The sequence below is a fragment of the Amycolatopsis sp. GM8 genome (genome assembly GCF_021653975.1).
GTDB lineage: Bacteria > Actinomycetota > Actinomycetes > Mycobacteriales > Pseudonocardiaceae > Amycolatopsis_E.
The window spans coordinates 551830-574594 of the sequence record NZ_JAJKFK010000004.1 but is presented as its reverse complement, the minus strand read 5'-3'; the positions used below and the strand labels follow the sequence as shown (position 1 = coordinate 574594).

At 70.8% G+C, this 22765-nt stretch carries 13 protein-coding genes and 1 pseudogene; 12 read left to right on the top strand and 2 right to left on the bottom strand.

Annotation, left to right across the window (positions count from 1 at the left end):
• Window positions 1–90: 90 nt before the first annotated feature.
• Window positions 91–1266, bottom strand: a complete 1176-nt coding sequence (locus LOZ83_RS21235; RefSeq protein WP_236792726.1) for an ROK family transcriptional regulator — start codon at window positions 1264–1266, stop codon at window positions 91–93.
• 131 nt (window positions 1267–1397) lie between these two features.
• Between LOZ83_RS21235 and LOZ83_RS21230 the strand changes: the two genes are divergently transcribed.
• The 5 genes from LOZ83_RS21230 to LOZ83_RS21210 are packed head-to-tail and all read left to right on the top strand — an operon-like array spanning window position 1398 to window position 7212.
• Window positions 1398–2909 carry a sugar ABC transporter ATP-binding protein gene (locus tag LOZ83_RS21230; protein ID WP_236792725.1) on the top strand — a complete coding sequence of 504 codons (1512 nt, stop codon included), beginning with the start codon at window positions 1398–1400 and terminating at the stop codon, window positions 2907–2909.
• 59 nt (window positions 2910–2968) lie between these two features.
• Window positions 2969–3931 (top strand): ABC transporter permease, encoded by a 963-nt coding sequence (locus LOZ83_RS21225; RefSeq protein ID WP_236793513.1) that lies wholly within the window; start codon window positions 2969–2971, stop codon window positions 3929–3931.
• 36 nt (window positions 3932–3967) lie between these two features.
• Window positions 3968–5017: a substrate-binding domain-containing protein gene (locus LOZ83_RS21220; protein ID WP_236792724.1), complete on the top strand. Its 1050-nt coding sequence runs from the start codon at window positions 3968–3970 to the stop codon at window positions 5015–5017.
• A 27-nt stretch (window positions 5018–5044) separates the two neighbouring features.
• Window positions 5045–6190 carry a Gfo/Idh/MocA family protein gene (locus LOZ83_RS21215; RefSeq protein WP_236792723.1) on the top strand — a complete coding sequence of 382 codons (1146 nt, stop codon included), beginning with the start codon at window positions 5045–5047 and terminating at the stop codon, window positions 6188–6190.
• 17 nt (window positions 6191–6207) lie between these two features.
• Window positions 6208–7212 carry a sugar phosphate isomerase/epimerase gene (locus LOZ83_RS21210; protein WP_236792722.1) on the top strand — a complete coding sequence of 335 codons (1005 nt, stop codon included), beginning with the start codon at window positions 6208–6210 and terminating at the stop codon, window positions 7210–7212.
• A 233-nt stretch (window positions 7213–7445) separates the two neighbouring features.
• Here the strand turns inward: LOZ83_RS21210 and LOZ83_RS21200 are convergent.
• A pseudogene (locus LOZ83_RS21200) lies at window positions 7446–9070 on the bottom strand (HAD-IC family P-type ATPase).
• 229 nt (window positions 9071–9299) lie between these two features.
• Between LOZ83_RS21200 and LOZ83_RS21195 the strand changes: the two are divergent.
• From LOZ83_RS21195 to LOZ83_RS21165, 7 genes are all read left to right on the top strand, one after another.
• Complete coding sequence (locus LOZ83_RS21195; protein ID WP_236792720.1) at window positions 9300–9728, top strand: hypothetical protein; 429 nt, start codon at window positions 9300–9302, stop codon at window positions 9726–9728.
• Window positions 9729–9767: 39 nt separating this feature from the next.
• The gene (locus tag LOZ83_RS21190) at window positions 9768–11189 is read left to right on the top strand and encodes an NAD(P)-dependent oxidoreductase (protein ID WP_236792718.1); all 1422 of its coding nucleotides are present in this window, start codon (window positions 9768–9770) and stop codon (window positions 11187–11189) included.
• 21 nt (window positions 11190–11210) lie between these two features.
• On the top strand, window positions 11211–12182 hold the full coding sequence (locus LOZ83_RS21185) for a magnesium transporter CorA family protein (RefSeq protein ID WP_236792717.1): 972 nt from the start codon (window positions 11211–11213) through the stop codon (window positions 12180–12182).
• Between the two features lie 21 nt (window positions 12183–12203).
• Window positions 12204–14117: a potassium transporter Kup gene (locus LOZ83_RS21180; RefSeq protein ID WP_236792715.1), complete on the top strand. Its 1914-nt coding sequence runs from the start codon at window positions 12204–12206 to the stop codon at window positions 14115–14117.
• A 160-nt stretch (window positions 14118–14277) separates the two neighbouring features.
• Window positions 14278–14889 (top strand): DUF998 domain-containing protein, encoded by a 612-nt coding sequence (locus LOZ83_RS21175; protein WP_236792712.1) that lies wholly within the window; start codon window positions 14278–14280, stop codon window positions 14887–14889.
• A complete protein-coding gene (locus LOZ83_RS21170; RefSeq protein ID WP_236792710.1) occupies window positions 14886–16901 on the top strand; it encodes a glycosyltransferase in 2016 nt (671 codons plus the stop codon). The genes LOZ83_RS21175 and LOZ83_RS21170 overlap by 4 nt, the downstream gene beginning before the upstream one ends.
• 162 nt (window positions 16902–17063) lie before the next feature.
• Window positions 17064–22598, top strand: coding sequence for a carboxyl transferase domain-containing protein (locus LOZ83_RS21165; protein ID WP_236792709.1), 5535 nt, complete (start codon window positions 17064–17066; stop codon window positions 22596–22598).
• The last annotated feature ends 167 nt before the right edge of the window (window positions 22599–22765 follow it).

Below are 22765 nucleotides of genomic sequence, written 5' to 3'. Positions count from 1 at the left end.
GGACGGCGAGTTCGACCCCCACGACGCCGAGTTCGACGCCCGCGGCGCGGCGGGGAGAACGCCACCGGCAGACATCGCCGAACCATCCGGTCAGGACACCAGGGCATCCAGCTGCTCGGGCGACAACGCGTGGTCGATGACCATCGCCGCCGCGCCCAGCACACCCGCCTGGTGACCGCCGCGGGACTGGACGATCCGCAACTCCTCGGTCGCCAGCGGCAGCGAACGGCGGTAGACCACCTCTCGCACGCCGGCGATCAGGTGCTCTCCGGCCTGCGACAGCGCACCGCCGACGACGATCACCGACGGGTTGAACAGGCTCACCGCCGTGGCCAGCACCTCGCCGATATCCCGCCCGGCCTGGCGCAGCATCCGCAGCGCCGGCACCGAACCGCCACGCGCCAGCTCCACGACATCCTTGCTGCCCACGGCTTTCGTGCCCAGTTCGGTCAGCTGCGCGGCGATGGCGCCACCGCTCGCGACCGCTTCCAGACAGCCGATATTGCCGCAGCGGCAAGGAACATCGACCCCACGGGGCACCTGCACGTGCCCCATGTCGCCCGCCGCGCCGCGCGATCCGCGGTGCAGCCGCCCGTCGCTGATCAGCCCGCACCCGATGCCGGTCGCCACCTTGACGAACATCATGTTGGGCTTGTCCGGCCAGTGCGTCCGGTACTCGCCGAGCGCCATCAGGTTCACGTCGTTGTCCACGAGCGCGACCTCGGTGCCCAGCCGCGCCACGAGGTACGCCCGCACGTCGAACTCGTTCCAGCCCGGCATGATCGGCGGGTTCACCGGCCGGCCGCTCGCGTGTTCGACCGGCCCGGGCAGCCCGACCCCGATCCCGGCCAGCTCCTTCGCCGAACGTCCGGTCTTCGTCAGCAGCTCCAGCCCGGCGGTCGCCACGTAGTCGAGCACGATCTCCGGGCCCGACGCGATGTCGAGCGGGTGGTCCTGCTCCTCGATGATCGCGCCGGACAGGTCCGCGACCGCGAGCTTCACGTGCGTGGCACCGATGTCCGCGGCCAGTACCACGCGCGCGCCGGGGTTGAACGCGAACATGCTCGGCGGCCGCCCGCCGGTCGAGCCCGCCTTCTCGGCGTGCCGCAGCAAGCCGATCGCGAGCAGCGACTCGATCCGCTCCGCGATCGTCGAGCGCGCGAGCCCGGTCTCCGCCGAAAGCTCGGCGCGCGTGCGCGGCTTCCCGTCCCGGAGCAGCTGGAACAGCGCTCCCCGGCCTTCGGGCGGTCCTTCACGCACCGGCATGCTCGACGGTTCCTTTCTGTCGACCCGTGTACGTCTTTTGTCGTAACGAGTCTAGAACAGCTTCATCTTTTAATGGATGCCAGCATACTTTTGCTTGACCGGAAGGCAAAAGTATCTTTACCCTCACCGGCATGGACACAGGATCGGGGAAGCTCCTGTCGATGCGGGGAATCGTCAAGCTGTTCCCCGGAGTACGCGCGCTGGACGGCATCGACCTCGACGTCACGGCGGGCGAGGTGCACTGCCTGCTCGGGCAGAACGGCGCGGGCAAGTCGACCCTGATCAAGGTGCTCTCCGGGGCGCACCAGCCGGACGGGGGCGAGATCGCCTGGCGCGGCGAGCCGGTGCGGCTGCCCGACCCGCAGGCCGCGATGCGGCTGGGCATCGCCACGATCTACCAGGAACTCGACCTCGTCGACGGGCTTTCGGTCGCGGAGAACATCTTCCTCGGCCACGAGCACGCGCACCTCGGCTTCAGCCGTCGCACCGAGGCCAACCGCGCGGCCGCCGCCTTGCTGAAACGCCTTGGGCATCCCGAAATCCGGCCGACTACCGACGTCGGCGGGCTGCCCGCGGCCGGCAAGCAGATCGTCAGCATGGCGCGCGCCCTGTCCCACGACGTGCGGCTGATCATCATGGACGAGCCGTCCGCCGTGCTCGACCAGGAAGAGGTCCAGCGGCTGTTCCGGGTCATCCGCGACCTCACCGAGGAGGAGGTCGCGGTTGTCTACATCTCGCACCGGCTCGACGAGATCCGGCAGATCGGCACCCGCGTCACGGTGCTCAAGGACGGTCGCACGGTCGCCACCGGCCTCCCAGTCGCCGACACCCCGACCAGCGAGATCATCCGGCTCATGACGGGCCGCGCGATCGAGTACGTCTTCCCGCCGCGCGGCGAGACGACTTACGCCGAGCCGCTGCTGGAAGTCGAGAACCTGTCGCGCGACGGCGAGTTCTCCGGCGTGAGCTTCCAGGTGCGGCCCGGTGAGGTCGTCGGGCTCGCGGGGCTGGTCGGGTCCGGGCGCTCGGAGATCCTGGAGACGATCTACGGTGCCCGCGCGCCCGGCACGGGCACCGTGAAGGTCGGCGGGAAGCGGGTCCGGCCGGGCGGCGTCGGCGCCGCGGTCGCGGCCGGAATCGGGCTGTGCCCGGAGGAACGCAAGAGCCAGGCGTTGTTCCTCGGCGAACCGGTCAGCCGCAACATCATCGCCGCCAGCCTCGGCCGGTTCGCGCGCGGCGGGTTCGTCCGGCTCGGCGCCGAACGTCGCAGCGCCGAGAACCTGGTGCGCGAACTCGACATCCGTCCATCCGATGTGGACAGAGAGGCACGCACGCTGTCCGGCGGGAACCAGCAGAAGGTCGTGCTCGCGCGCTGGCTGCTGCGCGGCTGCAAGGTGCTGCTGCTGGACGAACCGACCCGCGGTGTCGACATCGGCGCCCGCTCGGAGATCTACGCGCTCATCCACCGGCTGGCCGCAGGGGGGCTCGCCGTGGTCGTGGTCTCGAGCGAGATCGAGGAGGTCATCGGCCTGTCCACCCGGGTGCTGGTGATCTCCGACGGCGCCGTGGTGCTCGACGGGCCGGCCGAGTCGATCGACGAACACCGCGTGCTCGACCTGGTGCTGGAAGGGGAGGTCGCGTGACCACGCACGAAACCACGGCGAAACCCGGCTCGCCGCCCGCGCCGAAACCGGCGAGCCGGGTGACGACCGTCCTTTCCGGACCGATCGGCCGCAACCTCGGGCTGGTGGTGGCACTCGCCCTGCTGTGCGTGATCGGGATCGTCACGGCGGGGGACCGGTTCGGCAGCATCGAAAACCTGACCACGATCCTGCGGCTCGCGTCCGTGATCGGCGTGGTCAGCGTCGGCATGACGTTCGTGATCATCGGCGGCGGCATCGACCTGTCCGTCGGCGCGATCGTCGCGCTGTCCTCGGTGTGGGCGACCACCCTTGCCACCCAGAAACTGGCGACCGACTTCCACTGGATCGTCATGGTGTTCACCGCGATCCTGGTCGGCGCGGGGTGCGGGCTGGTCAACGGGATCCTCATCGCCTACGGCCGGATCACCGCGTTCATCGCCACGCTGGCGATGCTCGCCGCCGCGCGCGGACTCGCCGAGATCATCTCGCAGAAGAAGACCCAGATCGTGCGCGAACGCGGGTTCGTCGACTTTTTCGGCGGTGATGTCGCGGGCATCCCGGTGCTCGTGATCATCTTCGCGCTCGTCGCCGTGACCGGCTGGATCGTGCTCAACCGGACGACGTTCGGCCGCCGCACGATCGCCGTCGGCGGCAACGCCGAGGCCGCGCGCTTGGCGGGCATGAAAGTCAAGCGGCACACCGCATTGCTCTACGTGCTGCTGGGTGTCGCGTGCGGGATCGCCGCCGTGATGCTGATGGCGCGCACCACCGCGGGCACCTCGACGCACGGCAGCCTGTACGAACTGGACGCGATCGCGGCGGTGGTGATCGGCGGCACGCTGCTGTCGGGCGGCCGGGGCACGATCGTCGGCACCGTCTTCGGGGTGCTGATCTTCACCACGCTCACCAACGTGTTCACGCTGAACAACCTCGACACCTCGACCCAGGCGGTCGCGAAGGGCGCGATCATCGTGGTCGCCGTCCTCATCCAGCGCCGCTTCGCCACGCGCGAGCGCACCTGACAACCCACCGATCAGTACCGCAACGGAGGAGAAACCATGTCCTGGTCAGTTCGTCCTGCCCGGAAACTGTTGACCGCACTGGGAATACTCGCCGCCGCGGGCACGCTCGTGGCGGGCTGCACCAGCAACTCCGAACCGCAGCCGGCCGCGGACGCGCCCGTGAACGCGGGCAGTTCCAACGACACGCCGGGCGAGAAGGTGGTGATCGGCTTCTCCGGCCCGCAGGCCGATCACGGCTGGCTCGGCGCGATCAACTCGACCGCGCAGGCGGAGGCGAAGAAATACCCCGACATCGACCTGCGGGTCGCCGAAGGCACCAACGACGCGAGCCTGCAGATCAGCCAGATCGAGACGTTCATCAACGATCACGTGGACGCGATCGTGCTGCTGCCGATCGACGGGGCGGCGCTGACCGAGGTCGCGCGCAAGGCGATGAACGCCGGGATCCCGGTGGTCAACGTGGACCGCGAGTTCTCCAGCGATTTCGCCTCCCGGGTCACGATCCTCGGCGACAACTACGGGATGGGCATCTCGGCCGGCACCTACGCCTGTGGTTTGGTGCGGAGCAAGAACCTGGGCAACCCGGTGATCGCGGAGATCGCCGGTATCGACTCGCTGCCGCTGACCCAGGACCGTTCGCGCGGGTTCGCGGACGCGCTGCGGGCGTGCGGGCAGACGGTCGACAACCGGGTCGCGGCGCAGTTCACCGTCGAGTCCGGCGAGGCCGCCGCGTCGAACCTGCTGCAGGCCGCGCCGCGGATCGACATCATCTGGAACCACGACGACGACCAGGGCGTCGGCGTCAAGGCCGCGTTCGACAACGCCAACCGGCACGAGTTCGCCTTCATCGGCGGCGCGGGCTCGAAGAACGCGATGCGCTGGATCCAGGAAGGCTCGATGGAGGCGACCGTGCTCTACCCGCCGACCCAGGCCGCCGACGGGATCCGGCTGGCCCGGCTCCTGGTGCAGAACAAGGGACTGTCCGATCTGGTGCAGGTCGAGGTGCCGCGCCGGATCGTGCTCAACGCCCCGGTCGTCACCAAGTCCAATGTGGACAAGTACCTGCCACTGGGTTTCGAGTCCTGACCGGAAACCGCGATCGGAAGGGGAGCGATGAGCCACGGGACACTGGGCATCGGCATGATCGGCTACGCGTTCATGGGAAGGGCGCATTCCCAGGGCTGGCGCGGTGCCCGTAGCTTCTTCGACCCGCCACTCGCACCACGGCTCGTCGCGCTCGCCGGGCGCGACGAGCAGGCCGCCCGCGACACCGCCGAGAGGTTCGGCTGGGAGTCGGTGGAAACCGACTGGCGTGCGCTGATCGACCGGGACGACATCGGCCTGATCGACATCTGCACGCCCGGCGACACGCACGCGGAGATCGCGATCGCCGCGCTGGACGCGGGAAAGCATGTGCTGTGCGAGAAACCACTCGCCAACTCGGTGGCCGAGGCGGAGGTGATGGCCGAGGCCGCCGAGCGGGCCCGGGCGCGCGGCGTGCGGTCGATGGTCGGCTTCACCTACCGCCGCGTGCCGGCGATCGCGCTCGCCCGGCGGTTCGTTGCGGAAGGCCGCATCGGCACCGTCCGGCATGTGCGGGCGCAGTACCTGCAGGACTGGCTGTCCGATCCGCGGGCGCCGATGAGCTGGCGGCTGGAGAAGGACCGCGCCGGGTCGGGCGCGCTCGGCGACATCGGCGCGCACATCGTCGACCTCACCCAGTTCCTGACGGGGGAGCGGCTGACCGGGGTGAGCGCGACGCTGGAGACCTTCGTCAAGGAACGGCCGGACGGGGACGGGACCGGGATCGTCACCGTGGACGACGCCGCGGTGTTCCTCGGCCGGTTCACCGGCGGCGCCCTCGCGACGTTCGAAGCGACCCGGTTCGCGTTGGGGCGCAAGAACTCCATCCGGATCGAGCTGAACGGTTCGGCCGGCAGCCTAGCGTTCGACTTCGAGGACATGAACGTGCTGTGGTTCCACGACGGCACGGCGCCCCCGGACCTGCGTGGCTTCACCCGCGTCGTGGTGACCGAGCCGGACCACCCGTACCTGCGCGGCTGGTGGCCGCCGGGGCACGGACTCGGTTACGAGCACGGGTTCACCCACCAGGCGCTCGACCTGCTGATCGCGATTGGTGAAGGGACCGATCCGGAGCCGTCCTTTGTAGACGGACTGGCGGTACAACGGGTGCTGGACGCCGTCGAGCGCAGTTCCGCGGAATCCAGTATCTGGACCACAGTGGACAGTCCATGGTAAACCGGAGGGGAGTGACGATGCCGCGCCCGATCACCCTGTTCACCGGCCAGTGGGCCGACCTGCCGTTCGAACAGGTCTGCAAGCTGGCTTCCGAATGGGGCTACGACGGTTTGGAGATCGCCTGCTGGGGGGATCATTTCGAAGTGGACAGAGCGGTCGCTGACGACTCGTATGTCCGCGGAAGGCTTGACCTGCTGGAAAAGTACGATCTCAAGGTGTGGGCGATCTCGAACCACCTGCTCGGCCAAGCGGTGTGTGACCACCCGCTCGACGAGCGGCACCAGGCGATCCTGCCCGCGCGGATCTGGGGCGACGGCGAGCCCGAGGGAGTGCGGCGGCGCGCGGCGGAGGAGATGAAGGACACCGCCCGTGCGGCCGCGAAGCTGGGCGTGGACACGGTGATCGGGTTCACCGGTTCGTCGATCTGGCACACCGTCGCGATGTTCCCGCCGGTGCCCGAGTCCATGATCGAGCGCGGCTACACCGATTTCGCCGACCGGTGGAACCCGATCCTCGACGTGTTCGACGATTCCGGCGTGCGGTTCGCGCACGAGGTGCACCCGACGGAGATCGCCTATGACTACTGGACCACGGTGCGCACCCTCGATGCGATCGGGCACCGCGAGGCGTTCGGCCTGAACTGGGATCCGAGCCATTTCCTGTGGCAGGACCTGGATCCGGTGTCGTTCCTGCTCGATTTCGCCGACCGGATCTACCACGTGGACTGCAAGGACGCGCGGCGCCGGGTGGGCAACGGCCGCAACGGACGGCTGGGCTCGCACCTGCCGTGGGGCGATCTGCGGCGCGGCTGGGACTTCGTGTCCACCGGCCACGGCGAGGTACCGTGGGAGGACTGCTTCCGCGCCCTGAATGCGATCGGCTACCACGGCCCGATCTCGATCGAATGGGAAGACGCCGGCATGGACCGCCTCGCCGGCGCCCCGGACGCGCTGGCCTTCATCCGCCGGCTCGCCTCAATCGAACCCCCGGCGGCGTCGTTCGACTCCGCCTTCGGCCACTAGCCGCCCAGCCCCACAGCCGTGTTGGCCGGTGGCGCGCGCGTGTTGGCCGGTGGCGTCGGTGAGTTGGCCGCGCGGGCGGCAAAGTCACCGACGTGGCGGGCCAACACGGCGGCGCGGCGGGCCAACTGAGTGACGTGGCGGGCAAAGTCACCGACGCAGGTGGCCAACTCACTGACGTGGCGGGCAAACACGGCGACATGGCGGGCCAACTCGGCGGTGGGGCCACGGCCGTGTCAGCCGCCGGCGAGCGGTCCTAGTGACAGGGCGGGCAGGAAGTTCAGCAGCGCCAGGATCAACGCGGCTCCGGTGGTCAGCACGATGAAGTTCGCGCCGCTCGCCCGCAGCGTGCCGGCGGTGGTGGCGCCGGGGGACTGGGTGGCGAGGCTCCCGGCCAGCGCGAGCACAAGCAGGATCGGCAGATACCGGCCGTGCGGCCCGCCGTTGCCCATCGACGCGCGCGCCGACGGGATCGCCATCGCGATCGCGGTGAACACGAGGATCAGCGTCGGCGCGACGACGAGCGGGGTGCCGCCCGCGGCGGAGATCTTCTCGACCAGACCATCCAAAGTGGAGGGAACGATGCCGCCCCGTTCGCGTACCCACTCGGCGACCGATGCCGCCGCGCCCTCGCGCAGTGCGCGTTCGCCGGTGTCCACACCGGACATCCGGGTCTGGGCACTGAACTCGACCCACCGCGCGTGCGCCAGCTCCGCCTCGGACTGGAGGCGGATGTCGTAGTGGTCCTTGGCGTGCGCGACGACGGACCGGCCTTCCGGCGGCTCGCCAGCCGTGCCGCGCGGGCGAGCACGAGTTCACCGACACCTGGGACCGGCAGGAACCCGGTGGCGCGCCGGTTGCCGAAGGTGATGGTGCCGGTCTTGTCCAGCAGCAGGGTGTGCACGTCGCCCGCGGCCTCGACGGCGCGACCGGACATCGCGAGCACGTTGCGCTGCACCATCCGGTCCATCCCGGCGATGCCGATCGCGGACAGTAGCCCGCCGATCGTCGTCGGGATCAGGCACACCAGCAGCGACACCAGCACGATCCCGCTGACCCCGGCGCCGGTGATCGCCTGCGTGTCCGGGGCGGCGGCCTGGAACTGCTTCGAGAAGATCGCGAGCGGCTGCAGCGTCACCACGGCCACCAGGAACACCACGGTCAGCGCGACGAGCAGGATCGTCAGCGCGATCTCGTTCGGCGTCCGCTGCCGGTTGGCGCCTTCGACGAGGCGGATCATCCGGTCCAGGAAGCTCTGCCTCGGCTGCTGCCGGATCCGCACGACGATCCGGTCCGACAGCACGGTGGTGCCACCGGTGACCGCGCTGCGATCGCCGCCCGCCTCGCGGATCACGGGCGCGGACTCGCCGGTGATGGCCGACTCGTCGATGCTCGCGATGCCCTCGACGCCGTCGCCGTCACCGGGCACGATCTCGCCCGCCGTGACGACCACCAGGTCGCCGAGGGCGAGATCCGCGGCGGCGACGGTCTCCTCGACCGGCCAGCCGGGCCCGGCAAGGCGCCGCGCGGTGGTCTGCCGGCGGGTGCGGCGCAGGCTGTCGGCCTGTGCCTTGCCGCGGCCTTCGGCGACCGCCTCGGCGAGGTTCGCGAACACGACGGTCAGCCACAGCCACACCGTCATCAGCCAGGCGAAGACGCCCGGCCCGAGGACCGCCAGCACGGTGGTGAGCACCGAACCGGCCTCGACCCCGAACATGACCGGGTTGTGCCACAACGTGAACGGGTTGAGCTTGCGCAGCGCGCCGGGCAGCGCTCGCCACAGCAGCGCGGGGTCGAGCAGCCCGCCGCGAACGCGGGAGGAGCGCGTCGCGCGCCCGCCGGGGAGAGCCAAGTCGGTCATCAGGTCCTTCGTCCTCGGGCGTCGTCCGGCCCGGCTGCGAAATGACACGCCACGGCCCCGGGACTGGCCAACGGGCCTCGACTACCCGGCGACACCGATCCGGGATTCCTTGACGCCGCGTTGACAGGTGCCGGGACCCGCGTCAAGGCGGCGTCAAAACCGGCGGCCGGAGCGCAGGAGGTGTGGCAAGGACCGGCCCGAGCGCCGGATCCGCCGGTGTGATGGGGGTATGCGCACATCACGCTGGCCGGCGCCACCGGTACTCGGCGGGTACGGGCTCCCGCTCGGTTTCGTGGCGGGCATCGTGGTCACGCTCGTCGCGGTCGCGGCGGGGGTGACGGCACATCCGGACTGGTCGGTGGCCGTGCTGACGGTCACGGTGGCCGGGGTCGCCGCGGTCACCACGCCCGCCGCCGCGCTCGGCACGGTGGTCATCTGCTGGTGCCTGCACGACGGGTTCGTGCTCGGGCGGCACGGGAACCTGGTGTTCACGCCCGCGAGCGGCCTGGCGGCGGTGATCCTGACCGGGGTCGCGCTCGGGGCGCTCGCCATGGCGGCCTTCGCCCGTCTGGTGCGGGAAACCGCCGAGGTGCCGCCTGCGACGATCGTGCCGCGGCCGCGGCCGGCCCTGGAGAACCTGGAACACCTGCACGACTGAGCGCCTGAAGTAAACGCCGTAATCGCCTAGCGTGGTGGCATGAGCCAGCGCACCCGCAAGCGGGTCTTCCTCACTGGTGCCACCGGCAACTGGGGTCGCTACATCCTGCGTGAGTTCGCCGGCCGGGCCGGGCGGTTCGACGTCGTGGCGCTCGTGCTGCCCGCCGAGCGCGCGGCGATCGCTGAGTTCGCCGCCATGCCCAACCTGACCGTCCATTTCGGAGACCTGACCGACTACGCCGCGGTCGAGACCTGTGTCCGTGGCGCGGATTTCGTGCTGCACCTGGGCGCGGTGGTCTCGCCGTTCGCCGACGACCACCCGGAGCTCGCCCACCGGGTCAACGTGGGCAGCATGCGCAACATCATCGAGGCGGTGCGGGCCCAGCCGGATCCGGGCGCGATCGGGGTCGTCGGGGTCGGTTCGATCGCCGAGACCGGCGACCGCAACCCGCCGCACCACTGGGGCCGGATCGGCGACCCGCTGCGGGTTTCGCACTACGACGAGTACGGGCAGAGCAAGATCATCGCCGAGCGGGCGCTGGTCGACTCCGGTCTGCCGAAATGGGTGTGGTTGCGCCAGACCGGCATCTTCCATCCCGGCGTGCTCGAGATCCGCGACCCGATCATCACGCACACCCCGCTGGAAGGCGCTATGGAATGGGTGTCCGTACAGGACGCGGCCCGGCTCATGGCCGGTATCTGCGAGGACGACACGCCCGCCGGACTGTGGGGCGGCATCTACAACATCGGCGGCGGCGAGGAATGGCGGCTGACACACTGGGACCTGCAGAGCCGGCTGGCCGCCGCTGTCGGCGTCCCGGACGTGCGCGCCTGGTACGACCGGAACTGGTTCGCCACCAGGAACTTCCACGGCCAGTGGTACACCGACTCCGACCGCCTGCAGCAGTTGGTGCCGTTCCGCGAGGACACGTTCGACGGCGCGCTGGCCCGCATCCTGGCCGCGGCGCCGCGGTCGATCCGGCTGGCGGGCAGGGTGCCGGCGTGGCTGGTCAAGCGCTTCGTGATGAAACCGCTCGCCGGGAAGCCGCGCGGCACGATGTCGTTCGTCCGCGACGGCGACGACGAGCGGATCCGGGCCTATTTCGGCTCCCGCGCGGAGTGGGAGGCCATCGGCGACTGGTCGACTTTCACCCCGCCGGCCCCCGACCGGATCCCGAAACTGCTCGACCACGGCTACGACGAGTCCAAACCGGACGAAGACTGGTCCACTGTGGACTACACCGCGGTGGCCCGGTTCCGCGGCGGTGCGCTGCTGAGCACCGACGCGCGGCGCGGCGACATCGCCACGCCGCTGGCCTGGCGGTGCGCGTTCGGCCACGAGTTCACCGGCAGCCCGAGACTCGTGCTCACCGCCGGGCACTGGTGCCCCGTGTGCGTCCGCGACACCTGGCACTACCGCGAAGAAGCCGGCCGCAACGAGTTCCTCGCCCAGGTCGGATAACCGCCCACTACTGTGACGTCCATGGCGCGTACCAGGCTCTACCGCAACGGCGTCCTGGAAGCGGAGAACTTCCCGGTCGCCGACGTCTCCGATCACCTGGCCGACCCGGGTGCCACGGTGTGGCTCGACATGTGCCGCCCCACGGAGGAGGACCTGGCCTCGATCGCCGAGGAGCTGAGCCTGCACCGGCTCGCGGTGGAGGACGCGGTGCACGAGCACCAGCGGCCGAAGCTCGACCGCTACGACACGCACTCCTTCCTCACCGCCTACGCCGTGCGGCTGGACACCGCGACCGGGGTGCTGGCCAAGTGCGAGGTGGCCGCGTTCCTCACCGAGCGGGCGCTGGTCACGGTCCGCAAGGACGAGGGCTTCGAGATCGACGAGGTCGTCGCGCGCTGGGACGGCGAGCCGGAGCTGGCCAAGAGCGGCGTCGGGTTCCTCGTGCACGGCCTGCTGGACTACATCGTCGACAGCCACTTCGACGCCGTGCAGGCCCTGGACGAGGAGATCGAGGGCCTGGAGGATCTCGTGTTCGCGGACAACGCCGACTACAAGGAGATGCAGCGCCGCTCGCTGCACCTGCGCAAGAGCATGGTCGCGTTGCGCCGCGTGGTGCTGCCGATGCGCGAGGTCGTGAACTCCCTGATGCGCCGCGACCTGCACGTCGTCGACGACACGATGATGCCGTACTACCAGGACGTCTACGATCACGTGCTGCGTGCCGGTGAGTGGACCGAGTCGCTGCGCGACCTGGTCACCACGATCCGCGAGACCCAGCTGAGCCTGCAGGGCAACCGGCTCAACACGATCATGAAGAAGGTCACCAGCTGGGCCGCGATCATCGCGGTGCCCACCGCCATCACCGGCTTCTACGGCCAGAACATCCCGTATCCCGGGCTCGAGCAGCACTGGGGCTTCTGGACCTCCACAGTCGCCATCGTCGTGTTCTCCATCGGGCTGTATGTGATGTTCCGCCGCCGCGACTGGCTGTAGCGGCCGGTACTGTTCGCGACCGTGACGACAGCGGAAAAAGCGCCTGACACGGTCCGGCTGGCACTGGTCATCGGTGCGCTGGGCGTGGTGTTCGGGGACATCGGGACGAGCCCGATCTACACCCTGCAGACGGTGTTCAACCCGGCCGACCCGCATCCGGTGCCGGTGAGCACGGACAACGTGTTCGGCGTGGTGTCACTGGTGTTCTGGTCGGTGATGATCATCGTGACGGTCACCTATGTGCTGCTGGCGATGCGCGCCGACAACGAGGGTGAGGGCGGCATCATGGCCCTGATCACGCTGCTGCGCCGGTGGAGCGGGCAGCGGGGCCGCCGCGCCGCGCTCGTGCTCGCCGCGGCCGGGATCTTCGGCGCGTCGCTGTTCTTCGGCGACAGCATGATCACCCCGGCGATCTCGGTGCTGTCCGCGGTCGAAGGCCTGAAGGTGGTCGAGCCGTCGCTGGAAGAGCTGATCGTGCCGATCACCGCGGTGATCATCGTGCTGCTGTTCCTGGTCCAGCGCCGGGGCACCGCCGCGGTGGGGCGGGTGTTCGGGCCGGTGATGATCCTGTGGTTCACCGCCATCGGCGCCGCCGGTGTCGGTGGCATCGTGCGGCACCCTGGGATCCTGGAAGCGCTTTCCCCGACCTACGCGATCGGGTTCATGGCCGGCCACTTCGGGATCGCGTTCTTCGCGCTGGCCGGGATCGTGCTCGCGGTGACCGGCGCCGAAGCGCTGTACGCCGACATGGGGCATTTCGGCCGCAAGGCGATCACCCGCGGCTGGATCTTCCTGGTGTTCCCCGCGTGCACGCTCAGCTATCTCGGCCAGGGCGCGCTGATCCTGGACGACCCGGCCAACATCTCCAGCCCGTTCTTCCTGCTGGTGCCGGGCTGGGGCCGGATCCTGATGATCGTGCTCGCGACCGCGGCGACCGTGATCGCGTCCCAGGCGGTCATCACCGGGGCGTACTCGGTGACGTCGCAGGCCGCGCAGCTGGGCTACCTGCCGCGGCTGCGGGTCGCGCACACCTCGGCGACCGAACGCGGCCAGATCTACGTGCCGTGGGTCAACTGGCTGCTGCTGGTCTCGGTGCTGACGCTGGTGTTCGCGTTCCGCAGCTCCGCCGCGCTGGCCTACGCCTTCGGGATGGCGGTGACCGGCACGATCACCATCACCACCATCCTGTTCTTCTTCATCGCCCGCGCCAAGTGGGGCACCCCGGCCTGGCTGGTCGGCATCGGCGCGACCGTGCTGCTCGTGGTGGACCTGCTGTTCCTCGCGGCGAACTTCACGAAGCTGCTGCACGGCGCGTGGCTGCCGCTGCTGATCGGCGTCACGGTGTTCACGATCATGATCACCTGGCAGCGCGGCCGGATCGTGGTGACCGCGGAACGCGAGCGGCGCGAGGGGACCCTGAACGAGTTCGTGGAACGGCTGCGGAACAAGGCGGCGCTGATCCGCCGGGTGCCGGGCACGGCCGTGTTCCTCAACCGTGGCAAGGAAACCGCGCCGCTCGCACTGCGGGCCAACGTGGACCACAACCATGTGCGGCACGAGCATCTGGTGATCGTGTCCATCGAGACCGAGCCGGTGCCGCGGGTACCGGTGAACCGGCGGGTGGTCGTCGACGATCTCGGTTACGGCGACGACGGGATCACCCACGTCACCGCGCGCTTCGGGTACATGGAGACCCCGGACGTGCCGCGGGCGCTGCGCCATCTCGAACCGGCCCAGACCGAGGGCAGGCTCGACCTGGACGACGCGTCCTACTTCCTGTCGACGATCGAGCTGCGCACCGGCACCGAGCCGACGATGGCGCGGTGGCGCAAGCGGTTGTTCATCGCGACCTCGTACATCGCCGTGGACGCCGCCGAGTATTTCAACCTGCCGCGCGAGCGCACGGTGATCATGGGTTCGCACATCGAGGTGTGAATTCCCGGACCGTCGTCCACAGTGGACCCCGGGGGTAGGGAAATCCCTACCGCCAAATGGGTTCCTGAGCCTTTCTCAGCGATGGGGCCGGGATATCTCCGGGTCCGCCTCAGGGATTTCCCCGATCTCCGCGCGGGATTCCGGCGGCAGGATGATCCTGGTGACCCCCATTCAGGAAAGAACCCGGTCCACGCTGCCGGTGCTGGTCGTCGCAGGTCTCGTCCTTTCCCTGATCCCCATTCTTTACCTGCATCTCACGGCGATCGGCCGGCTCAGCCCGGTCAGCGCCGTCGTCAGCGATTACGTCTTCGTCCCCGGTGGGACGGCGCTGCTGGCGGTCGGCTCGCTGAGCCTCGCCGCCGCGTCCGTGGCGCTGCTGCTGATGTTGATCAGGCGTGGCCTGCCCCGGTCCGGTCCGGCGGCGGTGCTACTCGGGGTGTGGTCGGCGGGTCTGCTCATCGCGACGGCCTTCCCGACCGACCCGGCGAGCGTGCCGACATCGTTTTCCGGTGTCGTGCACCGGTATGCGGGCGCGGCGATGTTCATCAGCCTCCCGCTCGCGGGGTGGCTGGTCTCCCGCGGGTTCCTGCCCAGCCCGGCGGTGCACCGGCTGGCCGTCGCCGCGGGGTTCGCGTCGTTCGCGTTCCTGCTCACGCACCTGACGATCGGCACGGATCTGGTGCTGCTGGGCCTTTTCGAGCGGGTGCTGTACGCGCTGCTCTACGGCCTGCTGTTCGCGATGGCGGCCGCGACCCGCGAGGTGACGCGATGACGGCGTTCGCCATCCTGCTCGCGGTAGTGGCCGCGGTCCTGTTCGCGCTCGGTGCGCGCTGGCAGCACGGCGCGGTGCACGCCGGGGCCGGGGCCCTGCGCGTCCTCGATCTCCCGCGCCGCCCGCGCTGGCTCGCGGGCCTGGCGCTGTGCGCGGTCGGCGCGGGCGCGCACGCGGTGGCGCTGGGGATCGCGCCGCTGACCGTCGTGCAACCGGTCGGCGTGGTCGCCATCGGGATCACCGCGCTCCTCGACGGCCGGCGGCGCGAGCTGCCGCTGGTCGCGGTGACGACGTTCGGGGTCGGTGCGTTCGTGTTCGTCGCCGCCCGCAGCGCCGCCTCGACCACGGTGACGCCCACCGCCGAATTCCACGCCGGGCTGATCGTGCTGGGGCTGATCGCGGTCCTCGGTCTGCTCGGCACCCGGCCGGCGCTGCGCACCCTCGCCTACGGCGCGGCAGGTGGGATCGCGTACGGCTACGTCTCGGTCCTCATGCGGGCCGTCTCGCAGGACGCCCTGCACGGCACGGTCGGCTGGGCGGCCGTCTTCTCGGTGGCGGGCATGGTCGCCGCGCTGCTTGTCGGCGGGTGGTTCGTGCAGCACGCCTACGCCGCCGGGCCGCCGCACCTGACCGTCGCCTGCCTGACCGTCGTGGACCCGCTGTTCGCGGTGGCCATCGGCGCCGGGTTGCTCGGCGAGGCCGGCAATCTCAGCGGCCCGACCGCTTTCGCCGAGCTGACCTTCGCCGCCGTGGCGATCGGTGGCGTGGTGGCCCTGACCCGCAAGCCCGCCGAGCCCGCACCGGCGACTCGCGTCACCGGAAGCGTCCAGCGTGTCGTGCTCGCGGCGGAGACGTTCCCGCCGGACGTGAACGGCGCCGCGCGCTTCGCGCACCGCCTGGCCACCGGTCTGGCCGGTCGGGGCCATGACGTGCACGTGATCACGGTGGACCCGGCGGGGGAGGCCCGCACCGAGTACGTCGACGGGATCACCGTGCACCGCCTGCGCTCGCACCGGACGCCGTTCCACCGGACGTTCCGCATCGGATTGCCTTGGGAGGTCAGCAAAGACGTCCGGACCTTGCTCACCGGGCTGGCGCCCGACCTGGTCCACGTGCAAGCCCATTTCGTGGTCGGCCGCTACGTGCTGCGGCATGCGTCGGCACGCGGAATTCCCACCGTGGCAACGAATCACTTCATGCCGGAGAACCTCTTCGGCCACCTGCACGTCCCGGCCTGGCTTCAGCGCGCGGCGTCCCGGTGGGCATGGCGGGACCTGCGGAACGTCTTCGACGAGGCCGACGTCGTCACCGCACCCACCCCGCGCGCGGTGAAACTCTTGCACGACAACGGTTTCCCGGCCCGCGCGATCGCGGTCTCGTGCGGCATCGACATCGACCGGTACCGCCTGCGCGAACCCGTGCGGCACACCGAAGCCCCGACGGTTCTGTTCGTCGGCCGCCTGGACGAGGAGAAGCGCGTCGACGAGCTGCTGCGCGCGGTGGCCCTGATACCGGGGCTGCACGCCGAGATCGTCGGTGACGGATCGTGCCGGGCCGCGTGGGAGCAGCTGGCGGACCGGCTCGGCATCACCGCGCGCGTGCGGTTCCGGGGCTTCGTCGGCGAGGACGACCTGCTGGACTCCTACGCGGCCGCCGATGTGTTCTGCATGCCCGGCGTCGCGGAACTGCAGAGCCTGGCGACGATGGAAGCGATGGCCGCCGGCAGGCCGGTCGTCGCCGCGGACGCGATGGCGCTGCCGCACCTGTGCCGCCCCGGCCACAACGGCTGGCTGTTCACCCCGGGCGACGTCCGGGAGCTGGCGGACCGGCTGCGTTCGGTCGTCGCCGACCCGGCGGTGACCGCCCGGATGGGCGCCGCCAGCAGTGAACTGATCGCCGCGCACGCCATCGGCACCACGCTCGACACGTTCGAAGACCTCTATCGCGAGGTCGCCGGGGTCCCGGCGGTGATCCCGGGTGACCAGACTCTCATCGGGCACCGCCGACGATGATCAGGCGAAGGTCGAGGTCAGCCCTCGCCTTTGGAGGGTTCCTACAAAGATCGTGCTCCGGCACGCAACACGGCGGACGAGCACATACCGGCCGGTAAGCGGGATGCTGGACGACGGCCAGCGGGCCGGGTTTCGTCGTCGATTTTTGTGAGGATCGATTCGGTGTTCAGTCGTGTCGCGATCGTCAACCGAGGTGAAGCCGCGATGCGGCTCATCCACGCCGTCGGTGAGCTCAACGCGGAGGGCGGGCCGCGGATCGAAACGGTGGCCCTCTACACCGACGCCGACGCCGCGGCGACGTTCGTGCGGGAGGCGGACCTCACCTACGACCTCGGCCCGGCCGCGGCGCGCCCGTACCTCGACCTCGCCGTGCTGGAACGCGCGCTGGTCGAGACCGGTGCCGACGCCGCGTGGGTCGGCTGGGGCTTCGTCGCCGAGGACCCGGCGTTCGCGGAGCTGTGCGAAAAGCTGGGCGTGACGTTCATCGGCCCCTCCCCGGACGCGATGCGCAAACTGGGCGACAAGATCGGTGCCAAGCTGATCGCCGAAGAGGTCGGCGTGCCGGTCGCGCCGTGGAGCCGCGGCCCGGTCGAGGACCTCGACGCGGCACTGCGCGCGGCGGAGCGGATCGGTTATCCGCTGATGCTCAAGGCGACCGCGGGCGGCGGCGGCCGCGGTATCCGCGTGGTCACCAATCCCGGAGACCTCACCGACGCCTACGAACGCACCAGCCTGGAGGCCGAGCGCGCGTTCGGCAGCGGCGTCGTCTTCCTGGAGCGCCTGGTCACCGGCGCCCGGCATGTCGAGGTGCAGGTGATCGCCGACGGCCAGGGCACCGCGTGGGCGCTCGGCGTGCGCGACTGTTCCGTGCAGCGGCGCAACCAGAAGATCATCGAGGAGTCGTCCTCGCCGGTGCTGTCCCCGGAGCAGGCGGCCGAGCTGAAGGCGTCGGCGGAGAGGCTCGCGGTCGCGGTCGGCTATCGCGGCGCGGCGACGGTCGAGTTCCTGTACCACCCGAAGGACCAGCTGTTCGCGTTCCTCGAGGTGAACACCCGGCTGCAGGTCGAGCACCCGATCACCGAGGCCACCACCGGGATGGACCTGGTCAAGGCCCAGCTGCACGTGGCGGCGGGCGGCAAGCTGACCGGCGAGCAGCCCGCGGAACTGGGGCACGCGGTCGAGGCGCGGCTCAACGCCGAGGATCCCGACCGTGATTTCGCGCCCGCGCCGGGGCGGATCGCGCTGCTCGACCTGCCCGCAGGGCCCGGGATCCGGGTCGACACCGGCGTCAGCGAAGGCGACGAGATCCCCGCCGACTTCGACTCGATGATCGCGAAGATCATCGCCTACGGCCGCACCCGCGCGGAGGCGCTGTCCCGGCTGCGCCGCGCGATGCGCGAGACCACCGTGCTCATCGAGGGCGGCACCACGAACAAGAGCTTCGTGCTCGACCTGCTCGACGAGCCCGAGGTGATCGACGGCAGCGCCGACACCGGCTGGATCGACCGCGTCCGCGCCGAGGGACGCCTTGTGTCCCAGCAACATTCCGGCGTCGCGCTGGCCGCCGCCGCGATCGACGCGTACCAGGACGAGAAGCGGGTCGAACTGCAGCGGCTGCTGTCCACCGCGCACGGCGGCCGCCCGCAGGTGCAGCACGAGAGCGGCCGCCCGGTCGACCTGAAGCTGCGCGGCGCGGGCTACCGGCTCACCGTCGCCGAAACCGGTCCCGGCCGTTACCGCGTCGGGTTCGTCACCGGCGACGAGGTGCGCACCGTCGACGCGGTGCTCGACCGGTTCGACGAGCACACCGGGCAGATCCGGCTCAACGGGCACCGGTTCCGCCTGGTCACCGGCACGCACGGGCCGATCCACCTGGTCGAGGTCGACGGCGTCACGCACCGGATCAGCCGGGACGAAGGCGGCGTCGTGCGCTCCCCGGCGCCGGCGCTGGTGGTCGCCACCCCGGTCGCGGCCGGCGACGAGGTCGAAGCCGGCGCGCCGCTGCTGGTCCTGGAGAGCATGAAGATGGAGACGGTGCTGCGGGCGCCGTTCCGCGCCCTGCTGCGCGAATGCGTGGTGTCCGTCGGCAGCCAGGTCGGCACCGGCGCGCCCCTGCTGCGCCTGGAACCGCTCGGCGACGCGGACGACGAATCCGCGCAAGGCGCCGACGCGGTCGACCTGGACCTGCCGGTCGAGGCGAACGGGTCCGATGCGGCGCACCGGGTCGAGCGGGGGCTCGCGGACCTGCGCAGCATGCTGCTCGGCTTCGACGCCGACCCGGGCGACGGCGGCGGCACGCTGGCGAATTACCTTGCCGCGCGGGCGGAATCGGGCCAGCGGCCGCTGGCGGCCGAGGTCGGACTGCTCGACATCTTCGCCGACCTGTCCGAGCTGTCCCGGAACAAGCCCAAGGGCGAGGAGACGAAGGCCGACACGCGGGTACACAGCCCGCGCGAGCACTTCCACACGTACCTGCGGAGCCTCGACGCCGAGCGCGCCGGGCTCTCCGAAACCTTCCAGGGCCGCCTGCTCCGGGTGCTCGGCCACTACGGCGTGGACGGGCTGGACCGCACGCCCGCGCTGGAGGAGGCCGTGTTCCGGATCTTCCTCGCGCAGCAGCGGGCCGGTGCCGACGCCGCGGCGATCACCTCGGTGCTGCAGCAGTGGCTGACCGAAGCGCCGCCGCACAACGGGTTGCGCCAGACCGTCGGGCAGGCGCTGGAGCGGCTGATCGTGGCCACCCAGCTGCGGTTCCCGGTGATCGGGGACCTCGCCCGCAGCCTCGTGTTCCGCTGGTTCGCGCAGCCGCTGCTGCGCCGCACCCGCGCCGAGGTCTACACCCGGGTGCGCCGCCAGCTGCGCTACCTCGACGAACACCCGGACGCGGCCGACCGCGACGAGCGGATCGCCGAGATGGTCGCCAGCCCGGAGCCGCTCGTGCGGCTGCTGGGCCGGCGGATCGACCGCCCCGGCGCCGACGCGGGCGCGCTGCTCGAAGTGATCAGCCGCCGCTACTACCGCGAGCACCGGCTGTCCGGGGTGCGCTGCGGCCAGGCCGGCGGCCGGCCGTTCGTCACCGGCGGCTTCGAGGTCGACGGCAGCCCGCAGCGGCTGCTGTCGACGGTCACCGACTTCGCCGACCTGCCGGCCGCACTGGCGACGGTCGCCGAAGTGGCGGCGGCGGAACCGGACGAGACCGATCTCGTCGCCGACGTCTACCTCACCTGGGCCGGGCAGCCCGCCGACGCCGACGCGATGGCCGCCGAACTGCACGCGGCGCTGGCCGCGGCGGCGCTGCCCGAACGGCTGCGCCGGATCACCACCACGGTCGCCGGGAGCAGCGGAGCCGTGCTGCACCACCACTTCACGTTCCAGCCCTCCGCGGCAGGACCGGTCGAGGACCGGCTGATCCGTGGCCTGCACCCGCTCATCGGGCAGCGGCTGCAGGTCTGGCGCCTGCGGGAGTTCGACCTGACCCGGCTGCCCTCGGCCGACGAGGACGTCTACCTGCTGCGCTGCGTCGCGCCGGAGAACCCGTCGGACGAGCGGCTGGTGGCCATGGCGCAGGTCCGTGACCTCACCCCGCTGCGCGACGACGCGGGCCGCGTGCTCGCGCTGCCCGCGGTGGAGGGCGCGCTCGGCGCCTGCCTCGACGCGATCCGCAAGGTCCAGGCCGCCCGACCGGCGAAGAAACGCTTGGACACCAACAGGATCGTGCTCTACGTGTGGCCGCCGAGCGACCTCACCCCGGACGACTTCAAGGCGGTCGCCCGGCGCGTCGTGCCCACCACGGCCGGCGCCGGGGTCGAGGAGGTGCTCATCCTCGGCCGCCGCCGCGACCCGGAGGCGCGGCAGCTGCGGCCGATCGCGGTCCGGGTCTCCTACGACGTCGCGACCGGCGTCCGGCTGGAGGCCACCGAACCGCCGACCGAGCCGATCCAGCCGCTGGACGACTACGGCCAGAAGGTGCTGCGCGCCCGGCGCCGCGGCACGGTCTACCCGTACGAGCTGACCGGCATGATCGGCGGCGCGGGCGGCACGTTCACCGAGCTCGACCTCGGCGACAGCGCTGATGCGCCCTCGGCGGGGAAAAGTACCTCGGGCGTGGGCGCGCTCGCACCCGTGGACCGGCCGAAGGGGCTCAACAAAGCCGGAATCGTCGCCGGGGTCGCGACCACCCCGACCGCGCGGTACCCCGAGGGCATGACCCGGGTCGTGCTGCTCGGCGACCCGACCAAGGCGCTGGGCGCACTGTCCGAACCGGAATGTGCCCGGGTGATCGCCGCCCTCGATCTCGCGGAACGGCTGCGGGTGCCGGTCGAGTGGTACGCGCTGTCCGCGGGCGCGCGCATCGCGATGGACTCGGGCACCGAGAACATGGACTGGATCGCGGCGGCGCTCAAGCGGATCGTCGAGTTCACCCAGGGCGGCGGCGAGATCAACGTCGTGGTCGCCGGGATCAACGTCGGCGCCCAGCCGTACTGGAACGCCGAGGCCACGATGCTCATGCACACCAAGGGAATCCTGGTGATGACGCCGGACTCGGCGATGGTGCTGACCGGCAAGCAGTCGCTGGACTTCTCCGGTGGCGTGTCGGCCGAGGACAACTTCGGCATCGGCGGCTACGACCGGGTGATGGGCCCGAACGGCCAGGCCCAGTACTGGGCGCCGGACCTGCGGGCCGCCCACCGCGTGCTGCTCTCGCACTACGACCACAGCTACGTGGCGCCGGGCGAGGACGGTCCCCGCCGGGCGCCGAGCTCCGACCCGGTCGACCGGGACGTCTCCGACTTCCCGCACGCCGTGGTGGACAGCGATTTCACCACCGTCGGCCAGATCTTCTCCCGCGACACCAACCCGGACCGCAAGAAGCCGTTCGACATCCGCACGGTGATGCGGGCGCTGGCCGACCAGGACCACCCGGTGCTGGAGCGCTGGGCCGGGATGGCCGACGCGGAGACCTCCGTCGTGCAGGACGTGCACCTCGGCGGCCTGCCGGTGTGCCTGGTGGGCATCGAGTCGCGGTCGGTGCCGCGGCGCGGGTTCCCGCCCACCGACGGCCCGGACACCTACACCGCGGGCACGCTGTTCCCGCGCTCGTCGAAGAAGGTCGCGCGGGCGATCAACGCGGCGAGCGGGAACCGGCCGCTGGTGGTGCTGGCGAACCTGTCCGGGTTCGACGGGTCGCCGGAGTCGATGCGCGAGCTGCAGCTGGAGTACGGCGCCGAGATCGGCCGCGCGATCGTGAACTTCCGTGGCCCCATCGTGTTCTGCGTGATCTCGCGCTACCACGGCGGCGCGTTCGTGGTGTTCTCCAAGACGCTCAACCCGAACATGACGGTGCTCGCCGTGGACGGCTCGTACGCGTCCGTGCTGGGCGGCGCGCCCGCGGCCGCGGTGGTGTTCGCTGCGGACGTCAACGCGCGCACCGCGGGCGACCCACGGGTCACCGAACTGGAAGCGCGGATCGCGTCGGCTCAGGGCGCGGAACGGGCCGCGCTCGTCACCCGGCTCGCGGACGTGCGGACGTCGGTGCGGGCCGAGAAACTGGGCGAGGTCGCGGCCGAGTTCGACGGTGTGCACTCGATCCAGCGGGCGCAGCGGGTGGGTTCGGTCGACGCGATCATCCGGCCCGAGCGGCTGCGACCGGAGATCATCGCCGCGGTGGAGCGTGGTCTGAACCGGACGCACGATTGATCGGAACTCGACGGGCGCCGGCTCCGTCTCATCGACGCAGCCGTATCGCACCGGCGCGGGCGGCGACGCTCCCTCGACCGAACGGGCACACTTGGGGGAGCGCCAACCGCCCTGCGTCCGAGCGCGTTATGGTCCAACGTGTGTGACTGAAACGATCTCGATGAGGG

Coding starts and splice junctions, on each gene's coding strand:
- LOZ83_RS21210 (WP_236792722.1), top strand. CDS start 6,208: ATGCCGCGCCCGATCACCCTGTTCACCGGCCAGTGGGCCGACCTGCCG.
- LOZ83_RS21215 (WP_236792723.1), top strand. CDS start 5,045: ATGAGCCACGGGACACTGGGCATCGGCATGATCGGCTACGCGTTCATG.
- LOZ83_RS21185 (WP_236792717.1), top strand. CDS start 11,211: ATGGCGCGTACCAGGCTCTACCGCAACGGCGTCCTGGAAGCGGAGAAC.
- LOZ83_RS21220 (WP_236792724.1), top strand. CDS start 3,968: ATGTCCTGGTCAGTTCGTCCTGCCCGGAAACTGTTGACCGCACTGGGA.
- LOZ83_RS21190 (WP_236792718.1), top strand. CDS start 9,768: ATGAGCCAGCGCACCCGCAAGCGGGTCTTCCTCACTGGTGCCACCGGC.
- LOZ83_RS21195 (WP_236792720.1), top strand. CDS start 9,300: ATGCGCACATCACGCTGGCCGGCGCCACCGGTACTCGGCGGGTACGGG.
- LOZ83_RS21235 (WP_236792726.1), bottom strand. CDS start 1,266: ATGCCGGTGCGTGAAGGACCGCCCGAAGGCCGGGGAGCGCTGTTCCAG.
- LOZ83_RS21230 (WP_236792725.1), top strand. CDS start 1,398: ATGGACACAGGATCGGGGAAGCTCCTGTCGATGCGGGGAATCGTCAAG.
- LOZ83_RS21170 (WP_236792710.1), top strand. CDS start 14,886: ATGACGGCGTTCGCCATCCTGCTCGCGGTAGTGGCCGCGGTCCTGTTC.